Below are 22,142 nucleotides of genomic sequence, written 5' to 3'. Positions count from 1 at the left end.
TGGCCCGGCCATGACGCTGTGAGTACGCCGCGAGTCCGACTCCCTCCGTCCCCGCGGAACCTCCCCCTCATCCCGACCTTCTCAGCGCGAGCGAAGCTCGTTGCGGCCACGCAAGCGGGGAGGAGAAGAGAAGCCGTCGCACCCGTCCATTGTCGCGCCCGCATCAAACGCGCTATGCCTCGCGCATGGCGCATCCGCTCTCCCGCATCATCGACCAGCTCAAGCGTGAACCGTCGCGCACCGGCTCCATCGTCATCACCGTGTTCGGCGATGCCATCGTGCCCCGCGGCGGTTCGGTGTGGCTCGGCACGCTGCTCGAATTCTTCGACGGTCTCGATATCGACAGCGGCGTGGTGCGCACCACGATGTCGCGGCTTGCGGCCGATGGCTGGCTCACGCGGGAAAAGGTCGGCCGCAACAGCTTCTATCGGCTTGCCGAGAAGGGCCGCCAGACCTTCGAGGCCGCGACGCGCCACATCTACGATCCGCCGCCATCCGACTGGACCGGGCGCTTCGAGCTGCTCCTGATCGGCAATGGCGGAGATCGCGACGTCTCGCGCGAAGCGCTCCGTAACGCCGGCTTCGGCAGTCCGCTGCCGGGGGTTTGGGTCGCGCCGTCGGGCCTGGCGGTGCCGGATGAAGCCGCGGGCGCGATCCGTCTCGAAGTCTCGGCTGAGGATGACAGCGGGCGTCGCCTGCTCAGTGCGAGTTGGCCGCTGGACCGCACCGCGGATGCCTATCTGAAGTTCATGAAGACGTTCGAGCCGCTGCGCGCCGCGATCGGCCGCGGCACCGATTTGTCCGAGGCCGACGCGTTTACCGCGCGCATCCTCCTGATCCACTACTATCGCCGCGTCGTGCTGCGCGATCCGCTATTGCCCGAAAGCCTGCTGCCGACGAACTGGCCGGGCAGGGCGGCACGGAACCTGTGCGGCGAAATCTATCGCGCGCTGCTTGCCTCCTCCGAGCAATGGCTTGATGGACATGGAACCAACGAGAAAGGGCCATTGCCGCCGGCGCGAAAGCTTCTGGAAAGGAGGTTCGAGGCCTGAGTTTTATGTTACAGAAATATCTTGCATGACGTAACTTTTGTTATATATATTGCCTCCCAATAAATCGGGAGGATGCGCATGTATACCCAGGCGCTGAATACGGCCGAGACCGACGACCGCGGTCTTGAGGACGCAGCCAAGGCTGCGCAGTTCCAGGCCCGCATCGATGCCGAGGAGCGCATCGAGCCGAACGACTGGATGCCGGCGGCCTATCGCAAGACGCTCACACGCCAGATTTCCCAGCACGCCCATTCCGAAATCGTCGGCATGCTGCCTGAGGGCAACTGGATCACCCGTGCGCCGACCCTGCGCCGCAAGGCCGCGCTGCTCGCCAAGGTGCAGGACGAGTGCGGCCACGGGCTCTATCTCTATGCTGCGGCCGAGACGCTCGGCTCATCGCGCGAGGAGCTGGTCGATGCCATGCTCGCGGGCAAAGCCAAGTACTCCTCGATCTTCAACTATCCGACGCTGACCTGGGGTGATATCGGCACCATCGGCTGGCTGGTCGACGGCGCCGCGATCATGAACCAGATCCCGCTGTGCCGCTGCTCCTACGGCCCCTATGCGCGCGCGATGATCCGGGTCTGCAAGGAGGAGTCGTTCCATCAGCGCCAGGGCTACGAGATCATGCTGACGCTGTGCCGCGGCTCGGACGAGCAGAAGGCGATGGCGCAGGATGCGCTGAACCGCTGGTGGTGGCCGGTGCTGATGATGTTCGGCCCGCCAGATAGCACGAGCCAGCATAGCGACACCTCGACCAAGTGGAAGATCAAGCGTTTCTCCAACGACGAGCTGCGCCAGAAGTTCGTCGATGCCACGGTGCCGCAGGCGCAATATCTCGGCCTCACCATCCCCGATCCCGGCATGATTCAGGATGCCGATGGGCACTGGCGTTACAGCGAGATCGACTGGACCGAGTTCAAGCAGGTGCTCGCCGGCAACGGCCCCTGCAATCGCGACCGCATGGCCGCGCGCCGCAAGGCGCATGCGGAGGGGGCCTGGGTACGCGAAGCCGCCGCCGCCTACGCCGCCAAGCGCACGCATCGCCAGACCGCACAAGCCGCGGAATAGGGAGATCAACATGGCCACTCCGAACACGCCGCTGTGGGAAGTCTTCATTCGTAGCCGCAATGGGCTCGCGCACAAGCATGTGGGATCGCTGCATGCGAGCGATGCCACCATGGCGCTGCAAGCCGCCCGCGACATCTACACCCGCCGCGGCGAGGGCCTGTCGATCTGGGTCGTGCCGTCGACCGCGATCACTGCGAGCGATCCCGCCGAGAAGGCCATGATGTTCGAACCGGCGGAATCGAAGATCTACCGGCATCCGACGTTCTACGAGGTGCCGGAAGAAGTGGGACATATGTGATGCCGGTCGCCAACATCGATGTCTCCGAAACGTCGCTGGTGCTCTACGCGCTGCGCCGCGCCGACGATGCGCTGATCCTCGGCCACAGGCTGTCGGAATGGTGCGGGCATGCGCCGATGCTGGAAGAGGATATGGCGCTCTCCAACATCGCGCTCGACCTGATCGGTCAGGCGCGCGAACTCTACACCTACGCTGCCAAGGCCGAGGGCAGGGATAACGACGAGGACAAGCTCGCTTATCTGCGCGACGTCAGGCAGTACCGCAATCTGCTGCTGGTGGAGCAGCCCAACGGCGATTTCTCCCAGACTTTGGTGCGGCAGTTCTTCTATTCCGCGTTCGCCGACCTCTACTGGCGCGCGATGATGAATTCGCGCGACACGACACTGGCAGCGATTGCCGCCAAGTCGGAGAAGGAGAGCGCCTATCATTTGCGCCACGCCTCGGAGTGGCTCATCCGGCTCGGCGACGGCACCGATGAGAGTCATGCCCGCGCGCAAGCCGCGATCGATCATCTCTGGGCCTTTACCGGCGAGATGTTTGCCGTCGACGACGGCGAGCGCGCGCTGATCCATGCTGGTATCGCGATCGATCCCGGCACCTTGCGTGGTCGCTGGTTGCAGACGCTTTCCGATGTCGTCAGCGAAGCCACGCTGGTCTTGCCGCAGAATGACTGGATGCAGCAAGGCGGCCGCGTGGGCCGGCACAGCGAACATCTCGGCCATCTCCTGTCCGAGCTGCAATCGATGCAGCGCACCTTTCCGGGCCTGACATGGTGAGCCTGCTCGATCGTGACAGCGAACTGCGCCGGCGCGCCTGGGACGCTGCGGCGAGCGTGGTCGATCCCGAAATTCCGGTGCTGACCATCGCCGATCTCGGCGTGCTGCGCGAGGTTTCCCTCGACGGCGATCACGTCGAGGTCGCGATCACGCCGACCTATTCCGGCTGTCCGGCGATGAACATGATCGCGCTGGAAATCGAGCTGGCGCTGGAGCGCGCCGGTTTTCGCCGGTCAAAAGTCCGCACCGTGCTGTCGCCGGCCTGGACGACCGACTGGATGAGCGAGGAGGGCCGCCAAAAGCTGCGCGCCTACGGCATCGCGCCGCCGCAGGCATCAAGCTCACGCCGGGCGCTGTTTGGTGAACAGGCGGTGGGCTGCCCGCAATGCGGCTCGGAAAACACTGAGCTGCTGTCTGAATTCGGCTCGACCTCCTGCAAGGCGCTGTGGCGCTGCAAGTCCTGCCGCGAACCCTTCGACTATTTCAAGTGTCATTGATCATGTCAGCAGCCGCACCGCGCTTCCATCGCCTGGCCGTCAGCGACCTTCGTCGCGAGGCGTCCGACGCCGTCTCGATGACCTTCGCCATCCCCGGCGATCTCGCCGGCGATTACGCTTTCACGCCCGGCCAGTACCTCACGCTCCGCACCACGCTCGACGGAGAGGAGGTGCGCCGCTCCTATTCGATCTGTTCCGGCCCTGATGACGGCGAGATTCGTATCGCCGTGAAGAAGATCGACGGCGGCGCGTTTTCGAACTGGGCGGCCGAAGATCTCAAATGCGGCGACGAGCTCGACGTGATGACGCCGACCGGGCGCTTCGGTGCAGTCCCGCCGGCGGATATTGCACGCATCCATGTCGGCTTTGCCGCGGGCTCCGGCATCACGCCGATCCTGTCGATCGTGAAGGGCGTGCTCGCGCGTGAGCAAGGCAGTCGCTTCTTCCTGTTCTACGGAAACCGCACGACCGACAACATCATGTTTCTCGAGGCTCTCGAGGAGCTCAAGGATCGCTTCATCGACCGCCTCTCCATCTTCCACGTTATCTCCGGCGAAGAGCAGGACATCCCGATCCTGCATGGCCGGCTCGACGGCGACAAGGTGAGGGTGCTGCTGCGCTCGCTGGTGCCGGCGGCCAGCGTCGATCATCTCTACATCTGTGGCCCTCTCGGCATGAGCGAGGACATCGAGACCACCTGCCGCGAGCTCGGCATCGCGGAAGAGCGTATCCACGTCGAGCGCTTCGTCTCCGAGTTCGGCGGCAAGCCGCGGCCGAAGAAGGTGGTCGCGCCCGACGCGCCGCCGAAGGCGATCGCCTCGCTGATCATCGACGGCAAGCGCCGCGACGTTCCGGTCGCCGAGGACGAGGCGATCCTCGATGCGGCGCTACGCGCCGGCGTCGATCTGCCCTTCGCCTGCAAGGGCGGCATGTGCTCGACCTGCCGCGCCAAGCTGGTCGAAGGTGAGGCGCCGATGGACATCAACTATTCGCTGGAGCCCTGGGAGTTGAAGGCCGGGTTCGTCCTGACCTGCCAGGCGAAACCGTCGTCGGAGCGTGTCGTGGTCGATTATGACCATGTCTGAGCAGGTGCTTCAGACGCCGGCGATGCAAATGCGTCGCATTATTTGACAGTTTTGGCCAACCAGCAGAACATCATGGAAAACCATCTGGCCGGGAGAAGCGCGTGAACGTCGAAGCTGCCCTGTCGCCCGAGGATGTTGCCCGCGCCTGCGCTGAGGCGATGTGGGCGGAGGACGATGCCTCCAAAGGGCTCGGCATGGAGATCGTGGAGATTGGCCCCGGCTATGCAACGCTCGCGATGACGGTGCGGCCGGATATGGTCAACGGCCAGCGCATCGCCCATGGCGGCTTCATCTTCACACTCGCCGATTCCGCCTTCGCCTTTGCCTGCAACTCGCACAACGAACGCGTGGTCGCAGCGCAGGGGCAGATCACCTTCATCAAGCCGGGCAGGCTCGGCGATCGCCTTGTTGCGAAGGCGTGCGAGGTCACCCGCGGCGGCCGCTCCGGCATCTATGACGTGCGAGTTACCGCAGGCGATACCGTCATCGCAGAATTCCGCGGACACTCGCGTGTCATTCCCGGCACGTGGCTGCCGACGCAGAACCAATAATCAATCAAGAAAAAACTAATCAATGGTGGGAAGCGAAGATGGCTTTGACGAGACTCAAGGAAGGCGGCAGCGCCTATAGCGCCGAGATGGATGCGCATGAGCGCGCCTCGCGCGACGAGATCATGGCGCTGCAGAAGCAGCGGCTGACCTGGTCGCTGAAGCACGCCTATGACAACGTCGCGCATTATCGCAAGGCCTTCGACGAGGCCGGCGTGCATCCGTCCGATTTTCGCGAGCTCTCCGATCTCGCGAAATTCCCGTTCACGGTGAAAACGGATCTACGCGACAACTATCCCTTCAACATGTTCGCCGTGCCGCGCGAAAAGCTGGTGCGCGTGCATGCGTCCTCCGGCACGACCGGCAAGCCGATCGTGGTGGGGTATACGCAAGGAGACATCGACACCTGGTCGGACGTGATGGCGCGCTCGATCCGCGCGGCCGGCGGCCGCACCGGCATGATCATCCACAACGCCTACGGCTATGGCCTCTTCACCGGCGGCCTTGGCGTGCATTACGGCGCCGAAAAACTCGGCTGCACCGTGGTACCGATCTCCGGCGGCATGACCGAGCGGCAGGTGCAGCTCATCAACGATTTCAGGCCCGACATCATCACGGTGACGCCGAGCTACATGCTGGCGATCCTCGACGAGTTCAAGCGTCAGAAGCTCGACCCGCGCCAATGCTCGCTCAAGGTCGGCATCTTCGGCGCCGAGCCCTGGACCAATGCGATGCGCGGTGAGATCGAAGAGGCCTTCGACATGGACGCGACCGATATCTATGGTCTGTCCGAAGTGATCGGCCCCGGCGTCGCCCAGGAGTGCATCGAGACCAAGGATGGCTTGCACATCTGGGAGGATCATTTCTACCCCGAGGTGATCGACCCTGAAACGGGTGCCGTGCTGCCCGACGGGGAAAAGGGCGAGTTGGTCTTCACCTCGCTCACCAAGGAAGCCTTTCCGGTGATCCGATATCGCACCCGCGACCTGACGCGGCTGCTGCCGGGTACGGCGCGGCCGGGCATGCGGCGGATGGAGAAAGTGACGGGCCGCTCGGACGACATGATCATCCTGCGCGGCGTCAACCTGTTCCCGACCCAGATCGAGGAGGTGCTGCTTGCGACCGACTGGTGCGGCGGCCACTTCATCCTGGAGCTCACCCGCGAGGGCCGTATGGACGAGCTGACCATCATCGCGGAGGCGCGATCCGAAAGCTGGGACGGCCGCGGTCTTCTCGACCATGCCGACCGGATTTCGACGCACATCAAGAACACCATCGGCATCACCTCCAGAGTGCAGGTGGTCGCGCCCGCCACGCTGGAACGCTCGCTGGGCAAGGCCAAACGCCTCTACGATAAGCGGCCCAAGGACTGATTTGACCGGACTTGACCGATTGACTTGATCGGCCCCAAAGGCGACAAGGCCCGCGAGAAATCGCGGGTCTTTTCATGTCGCCAGCCGATACCAAAACCATCGAAGCGCGCTGTGTGCGCCTCAATGCCAAGGCCGAGAACGCCGCGGCGGTTGCGCCGGTGGTCGAGCGTCACACGCTGACGCGCGGCCCCAATGATCTCCTGATCGAGGTGAAGGCCGCCGCCGTCAATCCCTCCGACGTGAAGGCCGCGACCGGGTTGATGCCCTATGCCGTATTCCCGCGCACGCCGGGCCGCGACTATTCCGGCGTGGTGATCGACGGGCCGGCCGGCACGGTCGGCCGCGAGGTGTTCGGCTCCTCCGGGGATCTCGGCATCCGCCGCGACGGCACCCATGCCAGCCATCTCGTGGTCGAAGCTGACGCCGTCGTCGATAAGCCGAAGACGGTGTCCTGGGAGGAGGCCGCCGGCATCGGCGTGCCCTTCGTCACCGCGATGGAAGGTTTTCGCCGCGCGGGCGTGCCGAAGAACGGCGAGACCGTTTTGGTGTTCGGCGTCAATGGCAAGGTCGGCCAGGCCGCGGTGCAGATCGCGACCTGGCAGGGCGCGCGCGTCATCGGCGTGGTGCGCAAAGCGGAAGCTTACGAAGGCCACACCAACGCCCCCATCGAGGTGATCGACGCGTCCGCGACCAACGTCGCCACGCGCGTACGCGAATTGACCGGCGGCAAGGGCGCCGACATCGTCTTCAATACCGTCGGAGATCCCTATTTCCAGGCCGCGCACAAGTCGCTCGCATTGCGTGGCCGTCAGATCCTGATCGCCGCGATCGACCGCATCGTGCAGTTCAACATCCTCGAATTCTACCGGGGCCAGCACACCTATGTCGGCATCGACACGCTCGGCCTGTCGTCGGCCGCGACTGGCGCGGTGCTGCGCGATCTCGGCGCGGGCTTTGCGAGCGGCCAGCTGAAGCCGTTCCCGATCAAGGCGAATGCCGTCTATCCGCTGGAGCGCGCCAAGGAGGCGTATGTCGCAGTCGCCGGCTCTTCGCGGGATCGCGTGGTCCTGAAGCCGTAATCATGGATTCGTCCGCAGCACTCGTCATCTTCGCCGGCCTCGCCATCGGCCTTGTCTACGGCGCCGTCGGTTTGCTCAGCGGCTTCTGCCTGATGAGCAGCATGCGCGGCTGGCTCGCGCAAGGAGACGGGCGGCTGGCGCGGACCTATGCGCTGGCGATCGCCGTCGCGATCGCCGCCAGCCAGTTCCTTGCCGGCAACGGCATGGCCGATTTGGGCAAGTCGATCTACCTGCAGCAGACGTTCTCGGCGCCGGTGCTGTTCCTCGGCGGGGTGCTGTTTGGTTACGGCATGGTGCTGTCGAACGGCTGCGGCTCGCGCGCCCTGGTGCTGCTCGGCCGCGGCAATCTCCGCTCCTTCGTCGTCGTGATCGTGCTCGCCATCGCTGCGCAGATGACCCTCAAGGGTCTGATCGCACCGGCACGCATCGCGCTGGTTCAGGCCTCGCAAACCACCGTCAGCGCCAATTCGCTGCCGTCGCTGCTGGCGACGTTTGGCCCAGCTGAAGCTCTTTCGCGCGCGCTGGCTACCGCCGTGCTCGTCGTCGTGCTGATCCTGTTCGCCTTCGCGCATCCGGCCTTCCGCCGCTCGCCCGGTCAGATCGCAGCGGGAATCATCGTCGGCCTGCTCGTTGCCGCAGGCTGGCTCGTCACCGGCTATCTCGGTGCCGACGACTTCAATCCGGTGCCGGTGACCTCGCTCACCTTCATCGCGCCGATCGCGGACGCGCTGCAATACGCCATGCTCTCGACCGGCCTGACGCTCAATTTCGGCATTGCGACGGTCGCCGGCGTCCTCGCCGGCAGCCTCATCACCGCGCTCGCCACCGGCCGCTTCAAGCTCGAAGGCTATTCCTCGCCGCGCCACATGCTGCGCTCGGGCAGCGGCGCCGCGCTGATGGGCATCGGCGGCGTGATGGCGTTCGGCTGCTCGATCGGGCAGGGGCTCACGGGCGTGTCGACGCTGGCGCTGGGCTCGTTCGTCGCGCTCGCCGGCATCCTGCTCGGCACGACCGCGGGTCTGCGTGGCGTGCTGCGGGTTCAACCGCTCGCGATGGCCTGACCGCGCAACAGCCGGTCGCCGAGCGTCGCAAGTCCGATGCCGGTGACGATCAATCCGGCCGCGACGGCGAGGCTCATGTCGAGGGGCTCGCCCAGCAGGATTGCCGCACTGGCGATGCCGACGAGCGGCGTCCCGGTGGTGCCAAGCGACGTCGTCAGCGCCGAGATGCTCTTGTTGACCATCGACATCGCCCAATAGGCCAGCGCGGTTCCGATCAGGCCGGAGTACAGGAACAGCATAGCCAGCCGCCACGACCATTCCACATGTGGCAGCCCGTCGATGACCATCGCCAGGGTCGAGAGCACGACCGTGGCCACGAGCACTTGCCAAAACAGGAGCTGGAGCGGGGAGGCGATCCAGCGATGCGCGCGGATATAGATGATGTTCGCAGCCCACGAGATCGCGGCCAGGATGACCATGCCGGCGCCGAGCACGACGTTGGCATTGCCCCAGTCTATTGAGGACGGATTCAGGATCACGGCAAGGCCGATCAGTCCGAGCAGGGCGCCGGCAAGCTTGGGTGCGGTCAGCATGTCCTTCCCGAGCAGGGGTGCCGCAATCGCGACCCAGAGCGGCGTGGTGTAGCCGAGCACGATGCCCTTGCTCGCGGGCAGGAAGCGCAGGCCGGCCGCGACCAGAATGGAGAAGAGCGTCATGTGCAGCAGCGCGACGCTGAGGACCACCGGCACGTCGCGCCGCTCCGGAATCACGAGATTGTTGCTCAGTCCGAGGATGACAAACAATCCTGCCAGCGCGATCCAGCTCCGGATCGCCGAGCTCCACAGCGGCGGGACGAGCTGCACCAATTGCTTCGTCACCGACCAGTTCACGCCCCAGGCCAGCACGACGATGAGGAACAGGCCGACGGCCGCGCGGGGGGACAGGGAGTTCATCGCAAGATCCTTGAAGCAGTCCGGTCCGGCCGATAGCATCCGCACTGGTACCCACAAAAGCGCCAGATCGGAAAGGAACAAGGTGCCAGTTTCGGACGATATGATCTCGGCCCTGATCGACCTGAAGCGGACCGGCGACGACGGGCTGGTGGCTCAACTGACGAGCCAGCTCCGAGGCTTGATCGCGACCGGCCGCCTCGGCAAAGGCCGCACGCTCCCCTCAAGCCGCCGGCTCGCCAGCGATCTCGGCGTTTCCCGCAACACCGTCACCTATGCGTTCGAGCAGCTCGCCGCGGAGGGATATCTCGCGGCGTCGCACGGCCGCCGTCCGGTGGTCACCGTCGACGGCGGCGAACGGCGTCAAGGAGCGGAGGCCGTTGCGGCGCGCGTGCGCACCGGCAAGCCGCGGCTTTCACCCTGGGCCTCGCAGCTCAAGCAGACCGACTGGCCGATGTCCTATCAGGTGCCGCTCAGACCGTTGCGGCCAGGGCTTGGAGATGCGCGGGAGTTTCCGAACGAGATCTGGGCTCGCTGCCTGCGCCGCAGCGCCGTGCGTGCGGCCAAACGCGAGCTCGGACCCGTCAACCGAACGCGCCTGCGCGAGACGCTCGCGCATTATCTGGCCGCGAGCAGAGGCGTTCGCGCCACGGCAGAGCAGATCATGATCCTGCCGAGCGCGCAGGCCGCGCTGACCTTGATCGCGGCTGTTCTCATCTCCCCCGGCGACGAGGTCTGGGTCGAGGATCCCGGCTATCCCGGCGCGGCCGCCGCTTTCCGCGCCTCCGGCGCGCGCGTGACCGGCATGAGGCTGGACACGGAGGGCATGCAGCGGATGCCGGGTCTCGCGGTTCCGAAATTGATCTTCATGACGCCATCGCACCAGCATCCCACCGGACGGCTGATGTCACTGGCGCGCCGCACCGAATTTCTCAGCCTGTGCATGCCCGGCAAGACCTGGATCGTGGAGGACGATTATGACGGCGAATTCCACTATGACAGCCGGCCGGTGCCGGCCTTGCAAGGCCTCGATGCCCATGGCCGCGTGTTCTATGTCGGTACCTTCTCGAAGGTGATGACACCGGATATCCGACTCGGCTATCTCGTCGTCCCGCCGGCATTGGTCAGCACGTTGGAAATCGCGCAGCGGCACATCGGGTTGATTGCCGCGAGCCACATCCAGGAAGCGCTGGCCGAGTTCATCGCCGACGGGCATTTCCTCGCGCATCTGCGCCGGATGCGCCGGCTCTATCACGCGCGCCGCGACCACCTCGTTGCAGGACTGGAGCGCCATCTGGGCGAGATGCTCTCGGTCGAAGTGCCTGCGGGCGGCATCCAGCTCGTCGCCCGTCTCAAACGCGGCACCGCCGATCGGGCGGCAGTCAAACGACTGGCTGCCGCGGGCGTCGAAACGCGGGCGCTGTCCAGCCTGGCGCTGGACCGGCCGCGGGATCATGGCCTGCTGCTCGGTTTTGCGGCCTGGCGTGAGAACGAGATCAGCGCGGCATTGCGGACGATGGCATCGTGCTTCTCGCGCAGTCGCGCTAGCCCACGGCCTTCGTCACGATGCGGATCTCCGAGGTCAGTGTCCGATGCACCGGGCACTTGTCGGCGATCTCCATCAGCTTCTTGCGCTGCTCGGCATCCAGCGCGCCGTCGATTGCGATGTCGCGCTCGATCTGGTCGAGCATGCCCTCGCGCGTGTCGCACTCCGCGCAATCCTTGGCGTAGATTTTCGAATGCTTCAGCGTAACGGTGACGCGGTCGAGCGGCAGCGATTTGCGGTCGGCATAGAGACGCATGGTCATGGAAGTGCACGCGCCCAAGCCGGCGAGCAGGAAATCGTAGGGCCCGGGGCCGGCGTCCTCGCCGCCGGCAGCCACCGGCTCGTCTGCCACAAGCTGATGCGGGCCGACGCTGATGATCTGGTTGAACTTGCTCTTGCGGGTCTCCCGGACCACGACCTGGCGCGGCGCCTCAGGCAGATCCATCGCCTTCGCGGGCTTTGCGGTGTCGATGTAGCGGCTCGACCAGGCCGCGATCAGATCGGCCGCATAGAGCGCGTCGGCGGGCTTGGCGAGCAGATGATCGGCATGGTCGAGCGAGACGAAGCTCTTGGGGTGCCTGGCCGCAACGAAGATCTTGGTCGCATTGTCGATGCCGACGGTGTCGTCGACCGGCGAGTGCATCACCAGCAGCGCCTTGTGCAGCCCCGTGATGTCCTTCATCAGCTCGTGCTCGGCGATGTCGTCGAGGAACTCGCGCTTGATCCGGAACGGGCGTCCTGCGAGCGAGACCTCGACCTCGCCCTGCGCGCGGATGTTGTCGAGATTCTCCCTGAAGAGGCCGGTCACGTGCGCCGGATCGGATGGCGCCGCGATGGTCACAACTGCCCTGGCTTCCGGGATATGTCCGGCTGCCGCGAGGATCGCAGCGCCGCCGAGGCTGTGGCCGATCAGGAGCGACGGCGCCTTGCGGGCGTTGCGCAGATGGTCGGCTGCGCGAACGAGATCGGCGACGTTGGACGAAAACGTCGAATTGGCGAATTCGCCTTCGCTCGAGCCGAGCCCGGTGAAGTCGAAGCGCAGGACCGCGATGCCTTTGGCTGCCAGCGCGACCGAGATGCGCTTGGCGGCGAGCGTATCCTTGCCGCAAGTGAAGCAGTGCGCAAACAGCGCGTAGGCCGCGGGCTCGCCGTCCGGCAACTCCAGCGCGGCGGCAAGCTGATGTCCGCCTTCGCCCGTGAATTGAAAGCGCTCCGTCGACATGGGCTTCCCCTCGTTCCTGCTTGAATTCTAATCGTCGGAATAGCGTTGCTCGGCCCAGGGGTCGCCGCGATTATGATAGCCGCGGACCTCCCAGAAGCCGGGCGCGTCCGCGGTCAGGAATTCGATGGCCTGGAGCCATTTCACGCTCTTCCAGAAATAGAGATGCGGCACGACCAGCCGCACCGGGCCGCCATGCTCCTCCGTCAGCGGCTGGCCGGACCAGCTATGGGCGAGCAGCGCATCCTCGGCGGCAAAGTCTTCCAGCGCGAGGTTGGTGGTGTAGCCGTCATGGGAATGCAGCGTCACGAAGCGCGCATCCTCGCGCGGCTGGCAGGCCGCGAGCAGCTCGCGCGTGGCAAGCCCTTCCCACTCATTGTCGTAGCGCGACCAGGTGGTGACGCAATGGATGTCGGAGGTGAACCGGGCCTGCTTCTGCGCGATGAATTCGTCGAAGGTCCAGAACACGGGGCTCTCGATCGCGCCGTAGACGTCGAGCCGCCAGCGCTCGCGTGACACCGGCGGCACGACCCCGAGATCGAGCACAGGCCAGTCCTTGGTGAGGTGCTGGCCGGGCGGCAGCCGTTGGTCCTCCGGCCGCGTGATCTTCCCTGTGAGGAAGCGGCCCTCGCGCGCCCATTTCTCCTTGGTGCGCGTCAGCTTGCTGTCGGATGGCGTCTCGTCAGCCATGGTCTATTCGTGCCGATGCATTGCCGAAGTGTGCTTGGTGTCGCGCATGGTAGCATAGATGATCAAGGACAGGCAGATGATGCCGCTGAGGTAGAAGTAGAACCATTCCTCGTGCCCGATGCTCTTGAAATAGAGCGCGATCGCCGGCGCGGTGCCGCCGAAGACCGACACCGTGATGGCATAGGGCAGGCCGACGCCGAGCGCGCGGACATTGGTCGGGAACAGCTCGGCCTTCACCACGGCGTTGATCGAGGTGTAACCGGCGACGAACAGCCAGGCACAGCAGATCAGGACGAACGCGACGAAGGGCGACTTGGTCTCCTTCAGCGTCATCAACAGCGGTACGGTCGCGAGCGTGCCGGCGACACCGAAGAAGATCAGCAGCGGCTTGCGCCCGATCTTGTCGGAGATCGCGCCGTAGATCGGCTGGAGAATGGTCGCGAAGACCAAGGTGCCGAAGATCACGAAAGTGGTCTGGTCCTCGGTCAGCCCGACCGAAAGCTTGACGAAGGTCTGCATGTAGGTGGTGAAGGTGTAGAACGCTGCGGTGCCACCGGCGGTGAGGCCGACCACCAGCAACAGCTCGCGCGGATAACGCAGCAGGTTGGTGATCGAGCCGGTCGGCTTCACCACCTTCCTGGCTTCCTCGAACGCCTCCGTCTCGTGCAGGCCGCGCCGCATCACCGCGGCAAAGATCGCGAGCGCTGCGCCGATCGCGAAGGGGATACGCCACCCCCAGTCCTTCAGCTCCTGTGGGGTGAGGAAGACCTTTTGCAGGAGCAGCAGCACGATGATCGCGGTGAGCTGGCCGCCGATCAGGGTGACGTATTGGAAGCTCGAATAGAAGCCGCGGTGCTTGGGATCGGCGACCTCGCTGAGATAGGTGGCGCTGGCGCCATATTCGCCGCCGAGGCTCAGGCCCTCGATGACGCGTGCAAGCGCGAGGATGACGGGCGCGGCGAACCCGATCGTGGCATAGGTCGGCGTCAGCGCGATGATCAGCGAACCAAAGCACATGAAGACGACAGAGAGCGTGAGCGAGATGCGTCGTCCGAAATGGTCGGCGAGATAGCCGAAGAACCAGCCGCCCAGCGGCCGCATCAGGAACGTCGCCGCGAAGACGACCGCGACGTTCAATTGCTGGACGACGGGGTCGTTGCCGGGGAAGAAGGCGGGAGCGAAATAGAGCGCGAACGCCGTGTAGGCGTAGAAATCGTACCATTCGACCAGATTGCCGATGGAGCCGATGAAGATCGCCTTGATCCGCCGCTTGGCGTCGGCGATGTCGATGTAGTCGGAGGCCGGCTCGATTGCTTGTTCGGTCATGCCCGGCCTCTCCGTTGTCTGGAAAGGCCTACATCGCCTTTCCGAGCAAGAATGGCAACTGGCGGGGGCCCCGCACCGTGCCCTGTGACCAGGTCACGGCGCCTGCCGGATCGAGTCGGAAATCTGGAATGCGTTTTAGCCATTCCTCCAGCGCAACCTGCATCTCCATGCGTGCCAGGTTGGAACCGACGCAGCGGTGAATGCCGAGGCCGAAGGCGGCGTGCCGGTTTTCGCGACGGTCGATCACGACTTTGTCAGCGTCCGGAAACATCTTGGGGTCGCGATTTGCGGCCGGGAAAGACAGCAGCACCATGTTGCCCGCCTTGACCGGGCAGCCCGAGATCGTGGTCTCCTTGACCACCTCGCGGGCCATCGTCACCGGAGAATAGGCGCGCAGCAGCTCCTCAACTGCGGTCGGGATCAGTCCCGGCTCGGCGATCAGCCGCTCGCGGTCGGCCGGCGTCTTCGCAAGATGCCAGAGCGAGGAACCGATCGCGCTCCAGGTGGTGTCGATGCCGGCGATCAGGAGCAGGCGCAGCGAGCCCAGGACGTGCGAGTCTTCGAGCGGGTTGCCCTCCTTGTCCTTGGCGTTCATCAGGTAGGAGATGAGATCGTCGGTCGGCTTGTCCTTGCGCGCCTCGATATGCGCGCTGAAATAGGCGCTCATCTCCTGCACGGCCTGCAGCAGCTTGCTCTCGTCCTTGATGCCCAGCTCGAGGATCATGTGGATCCAGTTGATGAAGACATCGCTGTCGCTCTCGGGGATGCCGAGCATGTGGGCGATGGCCCGAACCGGGATATATTTGGCGTAGCGTGCGGCGGCGTCGACCTTGCCATCGGCGATGAAGCCGTCGATCAGCTCGTTGCAGATCGCGCGCATCCGCGGTTCCAGCTTCTTCATCGCGTCCGGCGTGAAAGGCGGCAGCAGCAGCTGCTTGGCCGGCTTGTGCACGGGCGGATCTGAGGTGATCGGCGGTGCGGCGTTCCTCGCCACCTCGGGACGGACGTCGCGCACGATGATGCGGCGCGAGGAGAAATGCTCGGTGTCGTTGGCGATCTCGCGTACCGCCTCATAGGTCGTCGGCATGTAGCAGCCGAGGAAACGCTCGGTGTGCACAACCGGGCTCGCTGCGCGCAGCTCGTCCCAGATCGGGAAGGGATCCTCCGTCCATTGCGGATCGGTGTGGTCGAAATCATGGACCCAGTCGGTGACGGGCGGATGGGCGGCGGGCGGACTGGCGTCGGACATGGCAGGGAATCCCTTGGCTCGTGTTCGCTGAAAGGACGCGGGGCGGCAGAGGCCGCACTACTCCTCGATCACATCGATCGCGATTTCCGGGCAGTTGGATTTGGCAAGCCACGCCTTGTCCTCGAGTCCCGGCGGGACCGTGCCGTCGCCGGCTTCGTGGGCGTTGCCGTATTCGTCCAGCTCGAAAAGTTCCGGCGCGAGTGCCTTGCAGCGCGCGTGGCCCTGGCATTTGTCGGGATCCACGTGAACCCTCAGTCGCTCTGTCATGGCGGCATCCTCGGTCGTATGCGCGGGGCCCGCAGGGCGGCGCGTTCCTCATGTCGATTTTATCCGCGGCATTTGCCGTGGGCTTTAAGTTATATGCTATTACATTCGCGGCAGGCTTTCCCTGTCAAGCGCAAACTTATAGGTTCCCCACACCATGCGCTCACAACTCGCCCGCAAGCCTGCGAACACCTACCATCATGGCGACCTTCGCGATGCTCTGATCAAGGCCGCATTGCGCGAGGCGGAGCAGGGCGGTGCCGAGGCGATCAGCATCAAGGCGCTGGCGAAGCAGCTCGGCGTCTCGCAGCCGGCGCCGTACCGGCATTTCGCCGATCGCGAGGCATTGCTCGCGGCAGTGACGGCGGAGGCATTCCGGCAGCTCAGCGCGATCTTTCGGGAGGCGATGGCGAAACCGTCAAAGCAATCTAAACTGTCGCGGCTGGCGCAGGCCATGCTCGAATTCGGATTGCGACGGAACGGCATCTACCGCCTGATGTTCGCGTCCCGCACGGTGGCATGCGCCGCCAAGGGCAGCGAACTGCACGAGGCTACGCGCGAGACCTTTTCGCTCGTGATCGAAGCCCTGGAAGTGCCCGCCGTCGGCTATTTGCGCGAGCGCCAGGCGCTCAAGATCTGGGCGGCGTTGCACGGCGTGGTGATGCTGGCCGAGCAGGGCCTGTTCACCGGCGAGGCCGCGCATGCCACCCGCGAGGAACTGGTCGAGGATTTCGTCAGCGAAACGAAGGCCGCGCTCGCCGCTGCCATCAAGGACGTGCGGCGTCGGAAAGCGACAGGTGCCTAAGCCTTCGCTTTCAGCAGCTTCATCAGCTTGTCGACCGCGCTGTCAGGCGTGGTCACGACGGGACGGCCAGTCGCTTCCGAGACCAGCGGTGCCGTTGCTGCGATGCTGAACTGCGCCAGCGCGATGACGTCGCAATCTCGCAGGTCCTTTGACGCTTCGACGATCAGCCGGTCGTGGGTGGCGCGGTCGCCGCGGTCGAGCGCCGCCAGCGCGCCCTCGGCAAGCTTCGGCACGATTTGGACGGAGGCCGGAAACTCCGGCGGCATCGACACAAGGGTCGGGGGGAAAGTGGACAACAGGCCGATGCGCCTGCCCATCGTCGCCGCGCGCTCGATCATGGCTTCGTTGGGCTTGAGCACCGGCATCGGCGCATGCGCGCGTGCGACCGCCTCGATACAGGGGCCGAAGGCCGAGCAGGTGAACAGGATCCCGTTCGCCCCGGTCGCCGCCGCATAATCGCCGAGTGCGAGGAAGCGATCGGTCATGGCATCGTTGAGCGCACCGTCCCGGGCAAGATCCGCCGACAGGCTGTCGTCGAGCAGGTTCATCAGCCGCGCCTCCGGCCAGGCCTCGGCGAACGCGGCTTCGATCGGGGCGATGGAATGCTTGAGGGCGTGGATCAGGGCGATGCGCATGGGATGTCTCGTCTCCCTCGCCCCGCTTGCGGGGAGAGGGTCGGGGTGAGGGGGAGTCTCCGCGGGGACGATGAGTGTTGGACTAGCGGAGAGTCCCCCTCACCCGACCGCTGCGCGGTCGACCTCTCCCCGCAGGCGGGGAGAGGTGAACTCCCTACTTGAACGGCACCGCGTACATCAAGCCGCCCTTGCTCCAGAGGCCATTGAGGCCGCGGTCCAGCTTGAGCGGGCTCGCCTTGCCGACATTGCGCTCGTAGATCTCGCCGTAATTGCCGGTGACCTTGATCGCGGTGACCAGCCATTTGTTGTCGAGCCCGAGCCGCGAGCCGAGGTCGCCGGAGGCGCCCAGCAGGCGCTGGATCGCGGGCGTCTGCGACTTCGCCATCTCGTCGACATTGGCCTGCGTCACGCCGAGTTCCTCGGCCTCGATCAGGCCGTAGTGCAGCCAGGTGACGATGTCGCTCCAGACCTCGTCGCCATTGCGGGTGAAGGGCCCGAGCGGCTCCTTGCTGATCGTCTGCGGCAGCACGACGTAGTCGGCCGGGTTCGGCGTGGCGGTGGTCACGGCGCCGGCGAGTGCGGAGGCGTCCTGGGTCATGGCATCGCAGCGGCCGCCGAAGAAGGTCTGGTACATGGTGTCGACGCGGTCGAATACCAGCGGCTTCCAGTCGATGCCGTTGGCGCGGCCGTAATCGCCGAGCGTGACCTCGTGCGTGGTGCCTTGCGCCACGCAGACGGTGGCGCCCTTGAGGTCCTTGATGTCCTTGACGCCCAGGTCCTTCTTCACGACAAAGCCCTGGCCGTCGTAGAAGTTGACCGGGCCCTGCCGCAGGCCGAGCGTCACACCGCGCAGATAGGTCTGCGTCGAGTTGCGGTAGAGCACGTCGATCTCGCCCGATTGCAGGGCGGTGAAGCGGTTCTGCGCGGTCAGCGAGACGTAGCGCACCTTGCTGGCATCACCGAGCACGCCGGCAGCGAGCGCGCGGCAATAATCGACGTCGAGACCTTTGTAATTGCCTTGCGAGTCGGGCGCGGAGAAGCCGGCAAAGCCGGCGCTGACGCCGCACACCAGCGTGCCACGGCTCTTCACCGTATCGAGCGTCGCGGCGGATGCGACAACCGTCGATGCAGCGAGGACGCTCGCTGCGATAACCACTTTCCTCATCATGCTACTCCCCTCAGTGATTGACACTACGCAACACGTTGTCGACGGCCGTGCCGAGCTTGTCGACGATCAGGTCGATCTCCTCTGCGGAGGCGATATAGGGCGGCGCCAGCAACACGTGGTCGCCGCGCACGCCATCCACGGTGCCTCCGCCAGGATAGCAGCCGAGCCCGTTAGCGAAGGCCTCCGCCTTGATCTTCTGATTGAGCTTGAGCGCGGGATTGAACGAGGCGCGGCTGGCGCGATCGGCGACGAGCTCGATCGCCCAGAACAGGCCACGGCCCCTGATATCGCCGACATGGCGGTGATTGCCGAAGCGCTCGGTCAGGCGCTGTTCGAGCTGCTTGCCGCGCTCCTTCACGCGCTCGAGCAGGCCGTCCTCGCGGATCACCTCTTGCACCGCCAGTGCGGCGGCGCAGGCGAGGGGGTGTGCCAGATAGGTGTGGCCGTGCTGAAAGGCACCTGAGCCCGCGCGGATGGTGTCGATGATCCTGCCGCTCGCGAGCATCGCCCCAATCGGCTGGTAGCCGCCACCGAGGCCCTTGGCGATCGCCTGGATGTCGGGCGCGACGCCTTCCTGCTCCCAGGCATGCGTGGTGCCGGTGCGGCCCATGCCGCACATGACTTCGTCGAGGACGAGCAGCGCGCCGTGCCGGTCGCAGATCTCACGCACCGCCCTGAAGTAGCCGTCCGGTGCCGTCACCGCGCCGGCGGTGGCGCCGACGACGGGCTCGGCGAGGAACGCCGCGACCGTGTTGGGACCGAGCCGCTGAAATTCCGCTTCGAGCTCCGCCGCCAGGCGCGCCACGAACTGCGCATCGGATTCACCGTCGCGCTTCTCGTGATAGGCAAACGCCGGCGTCACATGACTGAAGGCGGCCGAGAGCAGCGGCGCATAGGGCGCGCGGCGCCAGGCATTGCCGCCGGCCGCAAGGGCGCCCAGCGTGTTGCCGTGGTAGCTCTGTCGCCGTGCGATGAAATGTTGTCGCTGCGGCTCACCGCGCTCGATGAAATACTGCCGCGCGAGCTTGATGCTGGCTTCGATCGCCTCGGACCCGCCGCTGACGAAGTAGGCGTAAGCGAGACCACCGGGCTCGTGGCCGACCAGCGTCTCGGCGAGCGCCTCGGCCGGCTCGGACGAGAAGAAAGCAGTATGCGCATAGGCCAGCGTCGAGGCCTGCTTTGCCATCGCCGCGATCACGCGTGGATGCTGATGGCCGAGGCAGGAGACGGCCGCGCCGCCGGAGGCGTCGATCAAGCGGCGCCCATCCTCGGCGAAGAGATAGACGCCTTCGCCGCCGATCGCCTTGGGCGGCGTCTCGCGGAGCGAGCGGTGCAGCACGCGGCTGGTGCGAGCGGCCATGGGTCAACCTTTCTCTGAGACGTAGATGGAGGCAGCAGTGAGCCGCGTCTCGGTAGTCTCCAGGCGCTTCTTCGCGGCCACGCCACCGAGCGAGAACGTCACCGCAGCGAGCGACTGCGCGATCGCGATGGCGCCGGTGAGACTCGGGAAGAAACCGGGAGAGGAGGCCGCCTCGAACAGCAGCACGTGGTCAGCGCCCTCGGCCATCGGCGCAGAGAGACTGTCCGCGATGGCAATCAGGGTTGCGCCGCTGTGATGAGCGGCTTGCGCGACGCGAACGCTCGCATGCGTGTAAGGCAGGAAGCCGATGACGATGACGGCCTCGCCGGGCCGGAAGGCGCCGAGATCGAGATCGTCGGGACCGGATACGCCGACGAGCTGCACCTGCTCGGGGCGGAACAGCCGCAGCTCGTAGTTCAGCAACTCAGCGACACTGCGGCAGCTGCGATAGCCTGCGATCCAGATCCGCTTGGCCTCATGCAGGGAGCGCGCGGCCTCCGCAATCGGCTGCGCCGGAATGCGCGGAAGGCCGGCGGCCTCGGCCTCGAGCTTGTCGGTGACCAGCGCGACATCGGCATTCGGGCCGGGCCGGCGGCTTCTCGCGCGGCCGGAGAAGGGCGAAGTCTGCGATGGTCGCCGCGCCTCGGTCAGCGCCGCGCGCAATTCGTCCCAGCCGGAATAGCCGATCGCCTTGGCGAGCCGCGTGAACGCGGCGGGATCGGCGCCGGCTTCGGCCGCGAGGTCGCGCATCGAGCGGGTGGTGGCGTCGTAATCGTTGGCGGCGACGAAGCGCCCGACTTCCTGCAGCCGCATCGGCAGCGATGGCAATGCAATGCGCAGTTCGCTCAGCGGCGAGGATTTCGCGGGCTCGGCCATGAAACATTTGTTGCACGAATTATAGATTGGTGCAACAGTTGACGTGCGCCGGCCGGAAATCGTCGCTCTTCAAGAAGGATTTTTGCGCTGTGACCACGGACGCTCGGAGACCGCCGCGCCGCCGCCTGTTCGGCGCATGGGGACGCCGCGAGCTGCAGGGCCTGTTGTGGCAGGTGCTGGTGGTCGGGATCGCGGTCGCGGTCATCGCGTTTCTCTGGTCCAACACCGTCACCAACCTCTCGGCGCGCCGCATCACCACCGGCTTTGCCTTTCTCGGCCGCGAGGCCGGCATGCCGATCGCCGACAGCCTGCTCGCCTATAATCCGAGGGACACCTATCTCTGGGCCTTCGTCGTCGGCGTCGGCAACACCTTGCGCGTCGCCGTGATCGGCATCGTGCTCGCGACCATCCTGGGCACGCTGATCGGCATCTCGCGCTTGTCGGCCAACTGGCTGCTGTCACGACTCGCCGCCGTCTATGTCGAAACGCTCCGCGACATCCCGCTGCTGCTTCAGCTCCTGTTCTGGTACGTGCTGATGCAGGCGCTGCCGGCCGCGCGCGCGGCATGGCGGCCGATCGAGGGCGTGTTCCTGTCAAATCGCGGCCTGATCCTGCCGGCCATTCCGCTTGGCCCGCCGCAGCTTTGGGTGCTCGGCACGGCGGTGTTCGGCCTTGCCGTGGTCTATCTCATCCGGCGATGGCTGATCGCGCAGCAGATGCGCGACGGTAAGCCGCGGCCGGTATGGCCCTTTGCGGTGAGCTTCATCCTCGCGTTGCCCGTGCTGGTGTCAGTACTGCTTCGCGTGTCCTGGAAGATCGAATGGCCGGAGCTGCGCGGCTTCAATTTCGTCGGCGGGCTGACGCTTGCCCCGGAATATTTTGCGCTGCTGATCGCGCTCGTCACCTACACCTCGGCCTTCATTGCCGAGATCGTGCGCAGCGGCATCCAGTCGGTGCCGCGCGGACAGTGGGATGCCGCCAACGCGCTTGGCCTGCGCCGCAGCTTCATGCTGCGACAGATCATCCTGCCGCAGGCGCTGCGCGTCATCGTGCCGCCGATGACGAGCCAGTATCTCAACCTGACCAAGAATTCCTCGCTCGCGGTCGCGATCGGCTACCAGGACGTGGTCTCGATCGCCAACACCACGCTGAACCAGACCGGGCAGGCGATCGAGGCGATCGCGCTAATCATGGCGGTGTTCCTGACCATCAGCCTTTCCATCAGCTTCTTCATGAACTGGTACAATTCGCGCATCGCGCTGGTGGAGCGCTGA

The 22,142-nt window shown here is 65.5% G+C and carries 22 protein-coding genes and 1 pseudogene; 13 read left to right on the top strand and 10 right to left on the bottom strand.

Features of this window, described 5'->3' with window-relative positions:
- Positions 1-185: 185 nt before the first annotated feature.
- The 10 genes from paaX to XI03_RS16340 all read left to right on the top strand — a co-directional run bounded on the left by paaX (position 186) and on the right by XI03_RS16340 (position 8,840).
- Complete coding sequence (gene paaX / locus XI03_RS16385; protein ID WP_271592685.1) at positions 186-1,052, top strand: phenylacetic acid degradation operon negative regulatory protein PaaX; 867 nt, start codon at positions 186-188, stop codon at positions 1,050-1,052.
- A gap of 78 nt (positions 1,053-1,130) precedes the next feature.
- On the top strand, positions 1,131-2,123 hold the full coding sequence (paaA, locus tag XI03_RS16380) for a 1,2-phenylacetyl-CoA epoxidase subunit PaaA (RefSeq protein WP_271592684.1): 993 nt from the start codon (positions 1,131-1,133) through the stop codon (positions 2,121-2,123).
- A gap of 10 nt (positions 2,124-2,133) precedes the next feature.
- Complete coding sequence (paaB, locus tag XI03_RS16375; RefSeq protein ID WP_028143420.1) at positions 2,134-2,421, top strand: 1,2-phenylacetyl-CoA epoxidase subunit PaaB; 288 nt, start codon at positions 2,134-2,136, stop codon at positions 2,419-2,421.
- Positions 2,421-3,197 carry a 1,2-phenylacetyl-CoA epoxidase subunit PaaC gene (paaC, locus tag XI03_RS16370; RefSeq protein ID WP_271592683.1) on the top strand — a complete coding sequence of 259 codons (777 nt, stop codon included), beginning with the start codon at positions 2,421-2,423 and terminating at the stop codon, positions 3,195-3,197. The genes paaB and paaC overlap by 1 nt, the downstream gene beginning before the upstream one ends.
- Positions 3,191-3,694: a 1,2-phenylacetyl-CoA epoxidase subunit PaaD gene (gene paaD, locus XI03_RS16365; RefSeq protein ID WP_038947069.1), complete on the top strand. Its 504-nt coding sequence runs from the start codon at positions 3,191-3,193 to the stop codon at positions 3,692-3,694. Before paaC ends, paaD begins: the two co-directional genes overlap by 7 nt.
- A gap of 2 nt (positions 3,695-3,696) precedes the next feature.
- Entirely contained in the window at positions 3,697-4,779 is a 1,083-nt protein-coding gene (gene paaE, locus XI03_RS16360) for a 1,2-phenylacetyl-CoA epoxidase subunit PaaE (RefSeq protein WP_028143417.1), read from the top strand.
- 101 nt (positions 4,780-4,880) lie between these two features.
- Positions 4,881-5,330, top strand: coding sequence for a hydroxyphenylacetyl-CoA thioesterase PaaI (gene paaI, locus XI03_RS16355; protein ID WP_271592682.1), 450 nt, complete (start codon positions 4,881-4,883; stop codon positions 5,328-5,330).
- A 38-nt stretch (positions 5,331-5,368) separates the two neighbouring features.
- The gene (gene paaK / locus XI03_RS16350) at positions 5,369-6,700 is read left to right on the top strand and encodes a phenylacetate--CoA ligase PaaK (protein WP_028143415.1); all 1,332 of its coding nucleotides are present in this window, start codon (positions 5,369-5,371) and stop codon (positions 6,698-6,700) included.
- 74 nt (positions 6,701-6,774) lie between these two features.
- A complete protein-coding gene (locus XI03_RS16345) occupies positions 6,775-7,779 on the top strand; it encodes a quinone oxidoreductase family protein (RefSeq protein ID WP_271592681.1) in 1,005 nt (334 codons plus the stop codon).
- A gap of 2 nt (positions 7,780-7,781) precedes the next feature.
- Positions 7,782-8,840: a YeeE/YedE family protein gene (locus XI03_RS16340; RefSeq protein WP_271592680.1), complete on the top strand. Its 1,059-nt coding sequence runs from the start codon at positions 7,782-7,784 to the stop codon at positions 8,838-8,840.
- Here the strand turns inward: XI03_RS16340 and XI03_RS16335 are convergent.
- Positions 8,819-9,733 (bottom strand): DMT family transporter, encoded by a 915-nt coding sequence (locus XI03_RS16335; protein ID WP_271592679.1) that lies wholly within the window; start codon positions 9,731-9,733, stop codon positions 8,819-8,821. The two genes, XI03_RS16340 and XI03_RS16335, sit on opposite strands and share 22 nt — an antisense overlap.
- Before the next feature lie 100 nt (positions 9,734-9,833).
- On the opposite strand from XI03_RS16335, the pseudogene pdxR reads away from it, so the two are divergent.
- Positions 9,834-11,261, top strand: a pseudogene (pdxR, locus tag XI03_RS16330) (MocR-like pyridoxine biosynthesis transcription factor PdxR); the annotation flags it as partial.
- Positions 11,262-11,274: 13 nt separating this feature from the next.
- Here pdxR and XI03_RS16325 read toward each other — a convergent pair.
- Genes XI03_RS16325 through XI03_RS16305 form a run of 5 tightly spaced genes read right to left on the bottom strand, consistent with a single transcriptional unit; the run spans position 11,275 to position 16,027 of the window.
- On the bottom strand, positions 11,275-12,498 hold the full coding sequence (locus XI03_RS16325) for a bifunctional alpha/beta hydrolase/OsmC family protein (RefSeq protein WP_271592678.1): 1,224 nt from the start codon (positions 12,496-12,498) through the stop codon (positions 11,275-11,277).
- 27 nt (positions 12,499-12,525) lie between these two features.
- The gene (locus XI03_RS16320; protein ID WP_271592677.1) at positions 12,526-13,185 is read right to left on the bottom strand and encodes a sulfite oxidase-like oxidoreductase; all 660 of its coding nucleotides are present in this window, start codon (positions 13,183-13,185) and stop codon (positions 12,526-12,528) included.
- A 3-nt stretch (positions 13,186-13,188) separates the two neighbouring features.
- Positions 13,189-14,511, bottom strand: a complete 1,323-nt coding sequence (locus XI03_RS16315; protein ID WP_271592676.1) for an MFS transporter — start codon at positions 14,509-14,511, stop codon at positions 13,189-13,191.
- A 28-nt stretch (positions 14,512-14,539) separates the two neighbouring features.
- The gene (locus tag XI03_RS16310) at positions 14,540-15,760 is read right to left on the bottom strand and encodes a cytochrome P450 (RefSeq protein ID WP_271592675.1); all 1,221 of its coding nucleotides are present in this window, start codon (positions 15,758-15,760) and stop codon (positions 14,540-14,542) included.
- A gap of 57 nt (positions 15,761-15,817) precedes the next feature.
- Complete coding sequence (locus XI03_RS16305; protein ID WP_007607931.1) at positions 15,818-16,027, bottom strand: ferredoxin; 210 nt, start codon at positions 16,025-16,027, stop codon at positions 15,818-15,820.
- A 154-nt stretch (positions 16,028-16,181) separates the two neighbouring features.
- Here XI03_RS16305 and XI03_RS16300 point away from each other — a divergent pair, with 154 nt between their 5' ends.
- Positions 16,182-16,829: a TetR/AcrR family transcriptional regulator gene (locus tag XI03_RS16300; RefSeq protein ID WP_038947080.1), complete on the top strand. Its 648-nt coding sequence runs from the start codon at positions 16,182-16,184 to the stop codon at positions 16,827-16,829.
- Here the strand turns inward: XI03_RS16300 and XI03_RS16295 are convergent.
- The 4 genes from XI03_RS16295 to XI03_RS16280 form a co-directional block, all read right to left on the bottom strand.
- A complete protein-coding gene (locus XI03_RS16295; protein WP_271592674.1) occupies positions 16,826-17,464 on the bottom strand; it encodes an aspartate/glutamate racemase family protein in 639 nt (212 codons plus the stop codon). The genes XI03_RS16300 and XI03_RS16295 overlap by 4 nt on opposite strands.
- A 154-nt stretch (positions 17,465-17,618) precedes the next feature.
- The gene (locus XI03_RS16290) at positions 17,619-18,632 is read right to left on the bottom strand and encodes an amino acid ABC transporter substrate-binding protein (protein WP_271592673.1); all 1,014 of its coding nucleotides are present in this window, start codon (positions 18,630-18,632) and stop codon (positions 17,619-17,621) included.
- A 10-nt stretch (positions 18,633-18,642) separates the two neighbouring features.
- Entirely contained in the window at positions 18,643-19,992 is a 1,350-nt protein-coding gene (locus XI03_RS16285; protein ID WP_271592672.1) for an aspartate aminotransferase family protein, read from the bottom strand.
- 3 nt (positions 19,993-19,995) lie between these two features.
- Positions 19,996-20,868 carry a MurR/RpiR family transcriptional regulator gene (locus XI03_RS16280; protein ID WP_271592671.1) on the bottom strand — a complete coding sequence of 291 codons (873 nt, stop codon included), beginning with the start codon at positions 20,866-20,868 and terminating at the stop codon, positions 19,996-19,998.
- Positions 20,869-20,957: 89 nt separating this feature from the next.
- Between XI03_RS16280 and XI03_RS16275 the strand changes: the two genes are divergently transcribed.
- Complete coding sequence (locus XI03_RS16275) at positions 20,958-22,142, top strand: amino acid ABC transporter permease (protein WP_271592670.1); 1,185 nt, start codon at positions 20,958-20,960, stop codon at positions 22,140-22,142.

Source organism: Bradyrhizobium sp. CCBAU 65884 (assembly GCF_028128835.1).
GTDB classification, from domain to species: Bacteria; Pseudomonadota; Alphaproteobacteria; order Rhizobiales; family Xanthobacteraceae; genus Bradyrhizobium; species Bradyrhizobium ottawaense.
The sequence above is the reverse complement of the archived record's forward strand: the minus strand, read 5'-3'. Positions and strand labels throughout refer to the sequence as shown.